Genomic DNA, 14,178 nt, shown 5'->3' on the forward strand with positions numbered 1-14,178 from the left:
AAGCAAGGAAGCAAGGAAGCAAGCGAGGAAGCAAGGAAGTAAGGAAGTAAATAATAGAGTAAGAAAATAAGCAAGCAACAATAAAAGAAAACATTATGTTAAAAAAGATACGGGTTATTCTGTCTGTCATCCTGTTCACACTAATAACACTTTATTTCCTTGATTTCAGGGAAATACTACCGGAAAGTCTTAGTATTCTGGCTGAGATCCAGTTTATTCCTGCACTCCTGGCACTTAATATTATTATTCTGGTATCACTGATTGTGCTCACCCTGATCTTCGGCAGAGTTTACTGCTCGTCCATCTGTCCAATGGGAATATATCAGGATATAGTAGCATGGCTATCCAAAAGATTTATCAGGAAGAAAAAATATAGGTACAGCAAGGCAAAAAATATTCTCCGGTGGAGTGTGCTTGCAGCCACTGTAATTGCTTTTGTTTTCGGATTTACCTTTCTGGTGGGACTTCTCGATCCCTACGGTGCATACGGAAGAATGGCAACACACCTTCTGAGGCCTGCTTATCTGGCCGGGAACAATCTGCTGGATACAATTTTCACCTCTTTCGATAATTACTCATTCTACAAGGTAGGGATCTACTCTCTGGGAGTTTTTTCAACCATAATAGCACTCCTTACTCTATTGACAATCGGTTACCTTGCATGGCGTGGCGGCAGGACCTGGTGCAACACTATCTGCCCGGTGGGAACCACACTTGGTTTGCTGAGCAAATACTCGCTATTCAGGATTCAGTTTATAGATGACAAGTGTAATATGTGTGGACTGTGTAGCATGAGGTGCAAGGCTTCCTGCATCGATTCCAGCAACAAACAGATAGATTACAGCCGGTGCGTTACCTGCTTTAACTGTATTGAGAGCTGCAACCACGATGCAATGAAATACAAGTTTATCATGCCTGTCAAAAGGAGACGGACAGATAATATTCAGGTAAACAGCTATGTGGAAAAGGAGATGTCGGAAAAAATGGATAAAACCGGGAAACCGGGAAGAACTGTAAAATCGGAGAAACCGGAGATAGCGGAAAAGACAGGGAATCCGCAAAAGATTAACAGGGTGGAAAGGACGGATAGACCTGAGAGAGCGGATAAACAAGATAATGATAAAAGATCTGTAGATGAATCGAAACGACGCTTCCTGTCCGCCTCCCTGGTAACCGGACTGGCAGCAGGGAGCCTTATCGCGCAAGAGATTCAGGGAGGGGTAATTCCAAAGCGTGATTTAAAACGTCAGGTCCCTATTGCACCACCTGGGGCACTTTCCTTCGACCACCTACGGGAAAAATGCATCTCCTGCCACCTCTGCGTAAGCAAATGTCCGTCACACGTTATAAAGCCTGCATTCCTAGAATATGGCCCCGGAGGAATAATGCAGCCCAAACTCTATTTCAGCAAAGGTTTTTGCAACTATGATTGTACAATCTGCGGAGAGGTTTGTCCCACAGGAGCCATCCTCCCATTAACCAAAGAGGAGAAGAACCACACACAAATGGGGCAGGTGCAGTTTATTGTTGAGAACTGTATTGTCTATTACGATGAAACTAACTGTGGTGCCTGCTCTGAGCACTGTCCAACCCAAGCTGTACATATGGTCCCCTATAAAGGCTCGCTGACTATTCCCGAGATTAATCCCGCTATCTGTGTCGGTTGCGGTGGATGCGAATATGTATGCCCCGCAATTCCTTTTAAAGCCATCTATGTGGAGGGATTGCCATCACAAAATGTGATAGAGATTGAGCAGGAAGAAGCTGAGGATGTTGTAATTGACGACTTCGGATTCTGAAAGGCCAGTATTATAGCACTTCGAAAACAAGTGGTTCTTCTTCGGGTAATAACGAGGTTGTTATTCCTAAATCGGCCATACTATGGACAGGGAAACGTTCCATCGTCTATGTGAAAGGTTTTGCAAGGTGTATGGTGGACTAAAAGATTTAATTTATCTTTGTTTTTTAAAACAGACATACAGGCCATAATCTCTTATATTTAAAAACATTAACAAATGAATAGATCTATATTTCCGTTGTTCATTATTTTTTTCATTCTCAACACTTCCTCTCTCTTTGCCCAGCAGGGCGACTCCATCCGCAACGAAATACTTAGTCGCCGTGCCAGTGACATGGAAATAATTTCAAAAGGGCGTTCGCTAACCCTGGAACATTTGCTGAAGGGCGATATATCCGCTTTAAAGGATGTAAAAGATTATCTTGCCGGTGAAGCATTCAATCCATACAAAGTCTATCTGCCCGTAGAATACTGGCTTCTATCATTCTGGACTGAAGATTACACCGAACTGCTTCATGAGGCAAAGCAGTTTTCTGCGAATATCGACTTGAATAATGGCGGTTACTGGCAAATGCCCGAAAGGTTCAGGCCTTCATCAATGTTGAGAATGATATCCGATAACGACCATCTCACAGAGGAGGCAGGAAAGAAATCAGCTGAATCATATCTGCCATTGACAGTATGTATAGACAATTCGGAGTTGAGCGTGGAAGAGAAGGAGTTTCTCAAATTGTGGCTATACTCACTTCTTTTCACGCCTGATAAAGTGGATGATGAACCGGAGATGGAAGAGGTAAATTCCATGGCGACCGGTTTTTTGGAAACCTACGAAAATAGTGAATATGCAGACTACACACGCAGGTTTATCCGCTACCGGTTCCGGCCGGGTAACTGGGGGTTAGGATATGAGTTCTATCTGGGGCATAACGCACTTACCGGCGGGCTGAGTCACCACTTCAGAAACAGTATCGCAGGCGGTTTTGCTCTGGATGCGCTTTACAAGGATTTCGACCTCTCCCTGCGTTTCAACTATGCTTCCACCAAAACCAACCGGGAAGTTATCAATCATAATATTAACTGGCCGGTCAATATCAAGGGCTATCTTATCGGAGCCGATCTTACGCTCCAATATCCGGCCTTCCAAAGTCGTGACATCAAGTTTATGCCTTTCATAGGTATCGGAGGAATGGGTATGGGACCAACTGATACAGAGATAAAGAGCCATCCCGAACTGGGTGATTTCAAGGAGTTGTCGGCTCTTAACTACCTGGCAGGACTGGAAATTAAACTGAATACCTGGAGCAAAGAGACAGACCTCTCCCGCTACGGAGGAACCTACATAGGAGTACGTTACACTTTTTACATACCCAACTACAACAGGGAAAACAACCTGCTGGATGGGAACATGCATATGGTTACCCTCAGCTTCGGTGGTTTCAGCCGTCCCCCTAAAAGGCATTTCTAATATCGGCAGAAGTGGTTAGGCTCAAACAGTCAACATATAGAGATATCTTAAAAGTATTATCTCGTAACTGTTGAGTATGTAACGATATCGATCAATCGGGATAGCCGACTGACTGGGTCAGTAATATCTCCTCATTGGGCTTCAGATTAAGCAGCTTGCCCAGCTTATCCTTATCGAACGATCCACGCACAACTGAACCAAGTCCCTCTGATGCACAGTAGAGATAGACGTTTTGCGACACAAATCCGCAATTTGTATAGGCATACTGCCTGCTGGAAGCCATATCCATGTCGGAGACAAAAACCAGATTAAGTGCCGCATCAGCAACAAAATCCTGGACACCTGTCTCAGCACGATAGTCCCCTTTTTTCACCTCTTTCAGAGTGTGGTTTCGGGCATCATAAAAATAAATCCCGTTTTTGATCACCACGTACAGTTCCAGTTCCTGGCGGTTGTTTGCCGTTGGTGCGGTGCGTTTATCATCGCGATTAAAACCATTGGCAGCCCACAACAGATCTGATAGTTGCCGTATTGTCAGCTCTTTGTCCCGGTAAGAACGGACTGATTTTCTTTCGTTAAGCGCCTGCATCAGTGGTTTTCCACCTGTTCTGTCGGGATCAGGCAATTTAATATCCTGTGCGGATAATGAGTAACCCATAAGTAATCATATGGAGTCATGAAACTATTTCACCAAACTGATGTTAAAAAAAACTTCAAAACAACTGACTGTTATTTTTAACAATCGGTCACAACTCTGCAGCCGAAAGTTCCGCAAGCGCTTTCTGATAATCACGTTCCGCTTCCAATGCCAAATCTACCGTTTCGTAATACAACCCCATCTCAGCAATGTAATCCAGCAGGGATATCTCACCGGCATCAAGGGCTTTTTTCAGCAACCCGAAACTGTTTGCCGTTTTTAGCGACCTGCGATATTCCCCTGCAGTTATTTTCAGTCCTTCGGTACGGTTATACAAAATCTTTAGCCGGTCATAAAGTTGCTTTCTACTGTCAGCCTCCCGCAATTCGGCAGCAGATAGTGATACTTTAGCCTGTTTCACCCGGTTTTTATTCTCCCACAAAGGGATGGAAACGCCCAAAGTAATTCCCTGAAATCGTTCTCCTGCAACCTTCTCGCTCATGTATCCTGCCGAAAAGGAAGGCAGTCCCATTGCTTTGCTTAGCAACACCTGTTGTTTTCCTGCTTCAACTTCCTGTCCGGCAAACGCCAAAATGGGATTCCTAATGGCAGCGTGGGAAAACCAGCTTTCGAAGTCTACCGGAAGCATAATATCATCATAAATATCTACGTCCAGTGATATCTCTATACCTCCGTTCAGCCTTTTCAGTTGTTCAAGCAGTGTATTACGTTCTACATTGATACGTGACACCTCTCCCTGTGCTAACGAAAGATTAAGCAGCGTTTTATTGTACTCCAGACGACTTGCATCACCTGAATCCATGCGCGACCTATACCCTCCTGCAATTATTCCGGCGTGCTTCAGACGCACCTCTAACTCTTTCATAAGAGCATTGTAATAGATCAGATCAATACAGTACTGCTTTGCCTCAAGCAGAATATTCATCCGGCCAGTCAAATATTGCCATTCCACCAGCCTGTTTTGACTCTCTGAGGCCCTATTTTTCATTCCTGTTATTGTGGGAATATCAAAATTCTGGATCAGACTGATATCGGTCCTGTTTCCAATATCCGTGGGATCACCCCACAGATAATTGTACACCGCCTCAGGGTTGCTGAGAAATATTCCTGTCTTGTTCTTCAGCTTTTCGGCATCGGCGGTTTCACGAAGTGCCTTCAGGGTTGTGTTGTTCTTCTCGATTGCCTTAAGCACAGCAGCAATATTATCTTGCGCGGAAAGTGTAAAGCCCATCGCAAACAGCAATAAAATTATGAATGTTCTCATTTTCATTGTTATTTATTCATATGTTTATTTTTAATCATGCCTGATTCATCTGTAATTTCTTCATCTCTTATAACCTCTCTAACTATTATTCTGTTTGTTAAAAGATATATAATCGGAATAATAAATCCATTAAGTAAAGTAGATGTAAGCAGTCCGCCAAGAATAACTTTAGCCATAGGACTCTGAATTTCGTTACCTGGCAGATCGCCGCCCAGAGCCAGAGGAATAAGTGCCAAACCAGTTGTAAGAGCCGTCATCAGAATCGGGTTCAATCGGTCAAGCGAACCGTGAATTACACATTCTCGGGCAGAGAAGCCTTCGTTTTGCAAGTCGTTATACCTGGAAATAAGCAACATTCCGTTTCGTGTAGCAATTCCGAACAGTGATATAAAACCGATAATTGAAGGTATACTGATAACACCATCTGATAAGAATATGATAAAAATACCACCAATGAGAGCCAACGGCAGATTCAGCATAATTACGGCCGACTGTGCAACACTCCGGAACTGGTTAAACAACAACAGAAAAATAACAATAATCGAAAATATGGAGGTAACAAGGAGTGTGCGCGATGCAGCCTGTTCACTCTCAAACTGTCCTCCGTATTCGATATGATATCCTTCGGGCAGAGAGATCCCGGCATTAATCCTGTCCTGAATATCGTTCACAACGCCTCGCAGGTCGTTACCGGCCACATTGGCTGAAACCACTATTTTACGTGATACGTTTTCCCGGTTGATCGTATTGGGACCCATGGATGAGGCGATGTTGGCAATATTACCTAACGTTGTTTTTTGTCCACCGGCATCTACAATCATATTTCTGATATTTTCAGCGGTTGCGCGACTTTCTTCGTTAACCTTCAACGTAAGATCGAAAGACCTGTCCCCCTCATATACCTGAGAAACAACCTCTCCGCCCAACATCACATCAACTATCTCGGCAAACTGAGGCAGTGTTATATTGTATTTGGCAAGCATTTCGCGCTTCGGCGTTATTTTCAGTTGTGGCCGTTCAATCTGCTGCTCCACGTTGAGATCGGCAACACCCTCCACATTTTCAATTAAACCTTTTATCCGGTTAGCTAAAGTAAACATTTTATTCAGATCGCTCCCGAAAATTTTGATGGCGATATTTGCCCGGGTACCGGAAAGCATGGCATCTATCCGGTGCGAGATAGGTTGCCCTATTTCAATATTAACTCCCGGCAGAATTTTAAGTTTTCCACGTATATCCTTCAACACTTCCTCTTTCGACCTTTTTTTCAGAATAAAGGGAGCTTCAATCTCTGAGACATTTACACCTAATGCGTGTTCATCAAGCTCTGCACGTCCCGTTTTTCTTCCCACCGTCTCTACCTCCGGTATAGAAAGAAGTATGTTTTCAGCAATGCGCCCCATCCTGTCAGACTCATCAAGCGATATTCCCGGAAGTGTGCTGATATTGATCGTAAAAGAGCCCTCATTAAAAGACGGAAGAAAACTTCTTCCAAGAGTAAAGAAGACAATAACAGCTACAACAAATAGCGCACCTGTTCCTGCTAAAACCCACTTTTGATGATAGAGTGTCCAGTCCAGGGCTTTCTTATATGCACCCTTCAGTTTTCGAGCTACAAGGGGATCGCTTTCAGGTTTGCCATCTTTCTTATCCTTACCCAGCAGATAACTGCACAATACAGGAGTCAGTGTAAGCGCCACAACTGTAGAAGCAACCAGGGCAAAGATAAATGATATACCGAGAGGAGCCAGCATACGCCCTTCCATTCCTGAAAGGAAGAACAACGGAACAAAACTTGCAATAATGATAAATGTTGAATTCATGATAGGCAGACGCACCTCCTTGGAAGCTTCGAAGATAACCGTCAATTTTTTTTTCTGCTCTTCTATAGGTTTCTCTCTGTTTTGGCGTAATCGTTTGAACACATTCTCCACATCCACAATTGCATCGTCCACAAGCGAACCTATAGCTATAGCCATACCTCCCAGGCTCATTGTATTTATTGTCAGTCCCATCATTTTAAGCGCGAGAACCGAGGTCAACAATGAAATCGGGATAGTAACCAGCGAAATCAGGGTTGTCCTGGCATTCATCAGGAATATAAAGAGCACGAAAACAACAAATATTCCTCCCTCTAAAAGTGCCTTTTGAACGTTATTTATGGAATTTTCGATGAAACGGGACTGACGGAAAATATCAGTCGAGAGTTTCACATCCGCCGGGAGTGTCTCCTGAAGCTCTGCCAGCGACCGGTCCAGCTGATCGGTCAGCTTCAGCGTGCTTGTAGCCGGTTGCTTGGTCACAGTAATCAGCACCGCCGGTTTTCCCCGTTCCGATGCAACACCAAGCTTTGGAGTTTTGTTGCCGATTGTTACCTCAGCCACGTTCTCAAGATATACAGGAACATCGTTCACACTCTTCACAACAGTCTTACCAAGTACCAACGGATCATTTGAAGAGAGTATGCCACGGATAATATATTCGTTTCCATACTCATAAAGGACCCCTCCCGAAGCATTACGGTTCATTTGTCTCACCACGCTCATTATCTCGTTAAGGCCAACACCATAATGTTTCATCTTCCCGGGATTGAGCAGTATCTGGTATTCCCTGATTTCACCACCTATCACTGTTACCTGAGCCACACCACCAGTAGAAAGCAGACGAGGACGAACAGTCCAGTCAGCTATCGTACGCAGCTCCTGCATCGATGTGCTGTCTGCCGTGAGCCCAATAATCATCACTTCACCCAGGATAGACGATTGAGGCCCTAATGTAGGATTACCCACGTTGGAAGGCAGAGACTCACCTACCAGAGCAAGTTTTTCCGATACAATCTGTCGGGCACGGTAGATATCCGTTCCCCAATCAAACTCTACCCACACTATGGAGAATCCGGTGGTGGAAGAGGAGCGGACACGGCGCACACCGGTGGCTCCATTCACGGCTGTCTCAACGGGAAAAGTGACCAGCCTCTCCACCTCTTCGGGAGCCATTCCTTTAGCTTCTGTCATCACTACAACCGTAGGTGCATTCAGGTCGGGAAACACATCCACCTCCATATTGGCAGCAATGTATGTTCCCGCAATAATTAACAATACAGATGCCACCAACACAACCATACGGTTGTTCAGCGAAAATTTTATGATCTTGTTTAACATTCTGTTTCGCCTTTCAAAGTTAATGAGTATGCCCTTCGGGTAAGACAGATGATGTTGCAGCCAGCTTTACCTGATAAACACCTCTTATTACAACCCGGTCCCCCGGCCTTAGTCCTGAGAGTACCCTGATCCTGTCACCATTACTCTGTCCAAGCTTCACCTCCTGCTTCTTGTAGCCCTCTTCATCCAGCTGCAGATAAACAAAATAAAGTCCCTGTTCCTCGGTTAAAGCTGAAACCGGGACGGAAATCACATTTTCCATCTTACCTGATAGCAGATATACTGTCACATAAGAACCGGAGATTATGTCTCCGATATTATCGAATTCGAAGTTGACGGGAATGCAGGACGACTCTTCAATGGATCCTTTTCCAAACGACAATAGCCGCCCGTTCAGTTCCGAAAGTTTATAGACCCTATTGTCATACGATGTCTGAAAATTGGCGCTCTCAATGTTGCCGAGGCTTTTAAAATGATTTTCCGGGACCTCTGCACGCAGTTGCAGCCGACGGTTCTGTGAAACGGTTGCAATTGTCTGCCCTACCGAAACATATTCTCCCTGTCTGACCATCAGGTTTTTGATATATCCGCCAATGGGCGATGTAACCTTCACACCACCAGGTGTGGCATGGGCAGCCAGAGCCTCAAAGCTGTTTTTTGCCATTTCGTATTCCAGACGCCTCTGTTCATACTCCCTGGTTGAAATAACTTGCTCTTTCACCAGCTCCCCGGCACGTCGGTACTCTTTTTCTGCTGTCTCAAACTCTACCCGGGTTTTTATGACAGGGTCACCATCCTGAATGTTTTTCGATGAGATGACTACTATGGCCTCACCAGCCCTCACGGCCACACCATCAGTGAATGTGGCTCCCGCAAACGATACTGTTCCGCTGGAAGTGGCAGCAATAATAGCCTCATCTCCCAAAGCCGGCATGATATGGCCGCTCGTCCTGATAACATCGGTAAAAGTGGCCGGCACAATAGTTTCCAGCTGCAGTCCGGCCGCTTCAGCCTGTTGAGTGGTAAAAGTGATCTCATCAATATGATCATGATCTTCTTCATCATCGTGACAATGTGAATCCACGTTTTTTATCTGTTTGTGTGCCTCATCTGTTGAAGAGTATTTATTGTTTTTCTCCGGGCTGCAGCCGGCAACAGAGAGCACGGAAATAATGAATAAATGTAGTACTATAATAGATTTCATCTGTTTTTAAAAGAATAGCCTCTACAAAAGGCTGTAATTATTTAACTGACTAAAAAATCTGAATGTAAAAAAAAGGATCAACACGGTAAGTCGCAGAGTACATAAAATAATATACTTGAATAATGAGGATATCTCATGTCCCGGTCAGAACAGGCTTACAATAAGAGGTAAATAAACGGGGCATCTCATTGAATCATGAAAATTCAAAGGGCAGGAAGTTATCTCTTACATCAATGTACTTACAGGTCGATCAGTATAGAAAGGGAGGGGCACGTAGGCCATGGATTTGTGTATTTCCAGGAGATATGTAAAACGCTGTATATTCCCAGTAACCGGTTTTGTTTAACGTGTTTTCGCCGGGAACTGCAACATAGTCCGCCACAAGAAAAAAGAGGGGGAACAGGTGTATATGATTCAGATTATCGCAACCACCGCAGATAGATACCTTGTATTTAATCTTATTCTCGGAACCGGGGACAAAGTAGTCGGCATCAGCAACACATGATTGTCCGTTTTTTCCGCTGCCGGCAGCATGTCTGTGTATATCGCCAGGTATGTTGTCCGTTTCGCAACATTCCATCATCACACAGGGTAAGCCGTCGTGATGGTGATGTGGTATAATCCCAGACATCAGCAGCAATAATGCAGCCAATAGAATGAATGATATGGAAAACCTCTTTTTCAATGAATGCGATTTGTAGCAAAATTAAATTTTTATTTTCAGTTTCTCAAGTAAAAACCGCATAAATGCATTGATTAGTTCATAAAGAAAACAAAACATGCTTCTCTTTTCTCGTCATGGCTATTTGGAAATACTCCACCAAGTGATCACCTAAACTCCTAATGATCAATGCGAGACGTTCATAGACCAGATAAGTCGCAATTTGCTGATAACTTACAAATGCCGGTAAAGATTATTTTCAATTATTTTGATATGATGATTTTTCATTGATAAGAGAAAGAATCTGCTTTAAATATATTTGGCAAACAGCTCCTTCCATTATCTACAGATCCAGCAATAATGAAACCGGTTCGGAGAGAAACTCCATCACCTTACGGATAAACCGGGCAGTCTCTCCACCATCCACTATGCGATGGTCTACCGTGAGCGAAAGAGGCATAATATTTCCGATAACTATTTCATTATTCTTTACAATGGGTGTTTTTAGAATACGCCCTATCCCAAGTATGCCTGCCTGTGGATAATTAAGCACCGGTGTGGCGAAGATACCGCCGATGGAACCAAAGCTGGTTATTGAAAAAGAACCCCCTTTCAAATCATCCAGCGTCAGTTTTCTTGACCTCGCCTTTGTGGCCAGCTCACCGGTGCGCATCGCTATTTGAAAGATTGAAAGCTTATCTGCGTCACGAATCACAGGAACGACCAATCCATCCGGTGCATCTACAGCGATAGCAATATTATATCTATTGCTGATAATCATCCGGTTGTTTTCAAAATCAATCTGCGAATTGAGCTGCGAATGTTGCTTTAATGCCAGGGCTACCGCTTTAACGATAAAAGGAAGATAAGTAAGCTTGACTCCTTTATCGGCAAGCTTGTGCATGAGCTTATCTTTCAGCTGTATCAATCCTGATATTTCCACCTCTTCGAATATTGACATATGAGCTGCGTTCTGTTTAGATTTCAGCATGTTCCTGGCAATAGTTTTTCTTATTTGTGTCAGCGGCTGGTAGGTCACATCATCGGGAATACCATTGAGCTGTTCTTTTCTATCGGCTTTCTGCTCCCTACTTTCTTTAAAGCTCACAATATCCTTATCCATTACCCTTCCTAAAGGGCCGCTTCCTTTTATATTGCTGATATCAATATTCATCTTCTTCGCCATGGCACGTGTTGCAGGTGTTGCAAGTACTTTTCGCGATCCGCTTTTGTGGTTCACTATTTCAAGAGATCCTTCATCGCTTGGCGCCTGAATGATATTCTTATCGGCCAGTTCCATGGTGCCGACAACTGCAGCTACATCTTCTTGTTCGGTGATTGTCTGATAAGGCTGTTCTACTTTTACAGAGCCTTGCTCGTTTTCAACCCCTTCCAGTTCAATATCCACAAGGGGTGATCCAACAGGTATCACATCACCTGCAGCTCCATAGCAAGCTGTAATAATTCCGCTTTTCGGAGAAGGGATATCCGCCACCACCTTGTCGGTCTCCATCTGAACAACCAGATCACCCACCTTCACTCTATCCCCTTCTTTTACATACCACTCCAGGATAGTTCCCTCCTCAAGCCCTTCACCCAGATCGGGAAAGTTAAATACATACTTCATGCTGCGAAAAGTTAAAAATGGATACTCTTTTCGATCTCATAGTAAATACGGTCTGGCGAAATAACATAGTATCTTTCGCCCTGTGCCAGGGGAACAACAGTATCGAACCCCATCACCCTCACCGGCGGCGCTTCCAGATAAAGAAAAGCCTCCTCATTGGCAACAGCGATTAACTCCGATCCGACGCTGAACGATTCGTGTGCTTCGGCGACGATAACCATCCGGCCTGTTTTTCTTATTGATCTACCTACAGTCTCCCTGTCGATAGGGTAAACAGAGCGCAGATCAATCAGTTCTACAGATATGCCTGCCTCCTCAGCCATTGCAACTGCCTTCCGGCACTCACGAATCATGGCACCGAAAGCCACGAGAGTTATATCTGTCCCTTCTTGAACCACCTTCGCCTTTCCCAGGGGAAGGGTAAACTTTTCATCTGAAACTTCCTGCCTTATAGCACGATAGATCCGTTTCGGCTCCATAAAGATGACAGGGTCATTGCTTTCGATGGCAGAAATCAGCATGCCTTTTGCATCGTACGGAGTAGAAGGTATCACCACCTTCAGTCCCGGTATATGAGCAAAGAGTGCCTCCGGGCTATCGGAATGATGTTCGAGCGCATTTATACCTCCTCCGTAAGGGAAACGAATAACTACAGGCACATTGAACTTTCCCCGTGAACGGTTCTGCAAACGCGAGACATTTGAGATAATCTGGTTGAAGGCCGGAAAGGTGAACCCCTCAAATTGTAATTCCACAACAGGCCTGAGTCCCGAAACGGCCATCCCCAAGGCAGTTCCTGCAATTCCGGACTCAGCCAGCGGAGAATCGAATACACGCTCAACACCATATTTTCTCTGCAGTCCCTCCGTCACGCGAAAAACACCTCCCCCAAACCCCACATCTTCTCCATAAACAACAATACTCCAATCTTCACTCAATTTAATATCCAGTGCATTGTTGATAGCCTGCACCATTGTCATTATACTCATTTTCTCTTCTCCTTCCAGCTTAAGAATTGTTCATACTTCTGCTTTTGTCTCTTTAACTCGTCCGGTATATCAGTGTACATGTATTGAAACAGATCGCCCAGCGGGTATGATTTATTGTTTTCCGCCTCAATAAACTCCTTGTCGATCTGTAGCTTGTATTCTTCCTTTAGCCTCTCTTCGTCTATATTCCATATACCCTGGTTTTCCATATATCGCTTCAATCGGATCAGCGGATCTGCCAGCCTCCATCTCTTTTCCTCCACCTTCTCCCTGTACTTTGTGGGATCGTCAGAAGTGGTATGAGCCCCAAGTCGATATGTAAAAGCCTCTATTAGCAGGGCTCCCCTGCCAGAGCGTGCATACTCTAATGCCGTTTTATAGGCAAGGTACATGGCAAAAAAGTCGTTTCCGTCCACCTTGATGCCCGGGATACCGAACGCGACCGACTTAACAGCCAGGTTGATTGAATTGGTCTGGGAACTTACGGGAACAGAGATGGCATACTGATTATTCTGAATGGTAAATACGACCGGCACCTTCCATACACCTGCAAAGTTCAGTGCCTCACTGAAATCTCCTTCCGAAGTGCCTCCATCGCCGATAAAAGTAAAGACCACCTCATCTCTTTTCCGGTATTTAACGGAATACCCAATGCCGGTAGCATGATGAAGCTGGGTGCCTATTGAGATGGCAATAGGCAAAACATGCTTAGCATTCTTGAAACTTCCGCCATGCTCATTACCACTATAAAAGAGGAATATCTCTTTCATTGTTACCCCTTTCGCCAACAGGGTACCCATTTCACGAAAAGCTGGTACCAACCAGTCTTCATCACGGATATTCATTCCGGCTGCAATATGGATAGCCTCCTGTCCAAGGTTAGGCGTATAAGTGTACATTCTCCCCTGACGTTGGAATGAGATAGCCATCTCATCGGCTATCCGTTCATACAGCATCTGTTTATAGGCATCTGTAATAGTTCTATCATCCAATACTGGCATCAGATCTTTACTGACAATATTACCATCATTATCAATAATACGCAGCATCTTATCTTCTAATGGGTCAAAATCACGAAAAATCGAAGGTAAATCGTTTTGGGCCATCTATCTGTTTATTTAGAACGAATTTAAATAGTAATTAGCTGTGTATATAACATTCCGATAAATAAATAGTTTGATGATGTTTGATGCAAACCTGGAACAAATTGTTGCATAGATTGACAAACAATATCTTACATCCCTATTTTTTAGCTACGGTTGCATCTTTTTCCGTTTTATGCAGTATATCCGGATAGCTTTATTGCAAAACATCAACTATTTCTCTTACTAGATACGGGAAATCGGCAGGC

Annotated in this window: 10 protein-coding genes; 2 read left to right on the top strand and 8 right to left on the bottom strand. The window is 44.2% G+C overall.

Annotated elements, in window-relative coordinates; translation table 11 throughout:
• Positions 1-95 precede the first annotated feature (95 nt).
• On the top strand, positions 96-1,799 hold the full coding sequence (locus tag B3Z75_RS10635) for a 4Fe-4S dicluster domain-containing protein (protein ID WP_286845785.1): 1,704 nt from the start codon (positions 96-98) through the stop codon (positions 1,797-1,799).
• Between the two features lie 216 nt (positions 1,800-2,015).
• Positions 2,016-3,263, top strand: a complete 1,248-nt coding sequence (locus B3Z75_RS10640) for a hypothetical protein (protein ID WP_238841656.1) — start codon at positions 2,016-2,018, stop codon at positions 3,261-3,263.
• 91 nt (positions 3,264-3,354) lie between these two features.
• Here the strand turns inward: B3Z75_RS10640 and B3Z75_RS10645 are convergent, their stop codons facing one another.
• The 8 genes from B3Z75_RS10645 to pdhA all read right to left on the bottom strand — a co-directional run bounded on the left by B3Z75_RS10645 (position 3,355) and on the right by pdhA (position 13,933).
• The gene (locus B3Z75_RS10645; protein WP_286834243.1) at positions 3,355-3,921 is read right to left on the bottom strand and encodes a SagB/ThcOx family dehydrogenase; all 567 of its coding nucleotides are present in this window, start codon (positions 3,919-3,921) and stop codon (positions 3,355-3,357) included.
• 88 nt (positions 3,922-4,009) lie between these two features.
• Positions 4,010-5,185: a TolC family protein gene (locus B3Z75_RS10650; RefSeq protein WP_238841654.1), complete on the bottom strand. Its 1,176-nt coding sequence runs from the start codon at positions 5,183-5,185 to the stop codon at positions 4,010-4,012.
• Positions 5,186-5,193: 8 nt separating this feature from the next.
• Positions 5,194-8,346 (bottom strand): efflux RND transporter permease subunit, encoded by a 3,153-nt coding sequence (locus B3Z75_RS10655; RefSeq protein ID WP_286832620.1) that lies wholly within the window; start codon positions 8,344-8,346, stop codon positions 5,194-5,196.
• A 19-nt stretch (positions 8,347-8,365) separates the two neighbouring features.
• Positions 8,366-9,550, bottom strand: a complete 1,185-nt coding sequence (locus B3Z75_RS10660) for an efflux RND transporter periplasmic adaptor subunit (protein ID WP_238841652.1) — start codon at positions 9,548-9,550, stop codon at positions 8,366-8,368.
• 250 nt (positions 9,551-9,800) lie between these two features.
• A complete protein-coding gene (locus B3Z75_RS10665) occupies positions 9,801-10,235 on the bottom strand; it encodes a DUF6769 family protein (protein ID WP_238841651.1) in 435 nt (144 codons plus the stop codon).
• 319 nt (positions 10,236-10,554) lie between these two features.
• A complete protein-coding gene (locus B3Z75_RS10670) occupies positions 10,555-11,838 on the bottom strand; it encodes a dihydrolipoamide acetyltransferase family protein (RefSeq protein ID WP_286845834.1) in 1,284 nt (427 codons plus the stop codon).
• An 11-nt stretch (positions 11,839-11,849) separates the two neighbouring features.
• Positions 11,850-12,827, bottom strand: coding sequence for an alpha-ketoacid dehydrogenase subunit beta (locus B3Z75_RS10675; protein ID WP_286832625.1), 978 nt, complete (start codon positions 12,825-12,827; stop codon positions 11,850-11,852).
• Positions 12,824-13,933, bottom strand: coding sequence for a pyruvate dehydrogenase (acetyl-transferring) E1 component subunit alpha (gene pdhA / locus B3Z75_RS10680; protein WP_286832626.1), 1,110 nt, complete (start codon positions 13,931-13,933; stop codon positions 12,824-12,826). The genes B3Z75_RS10675 and pdhA overlap by 4 nt, the downstream gene beginning before the upstream one ends.
• Between the last annotated feature and the right edge of the window lie 245 nt (positions 13,934-14,178).

It is taken from the genome of Proteiniphilum sp. UBA1028 (genome assembly GCF_002316955.1).
Taxonomy (GTDB): Bacteria; Bacteroidota; Bacteroidia; order Bacteroidales; family Dysgonomonadaceae; genus Proteiniphilum.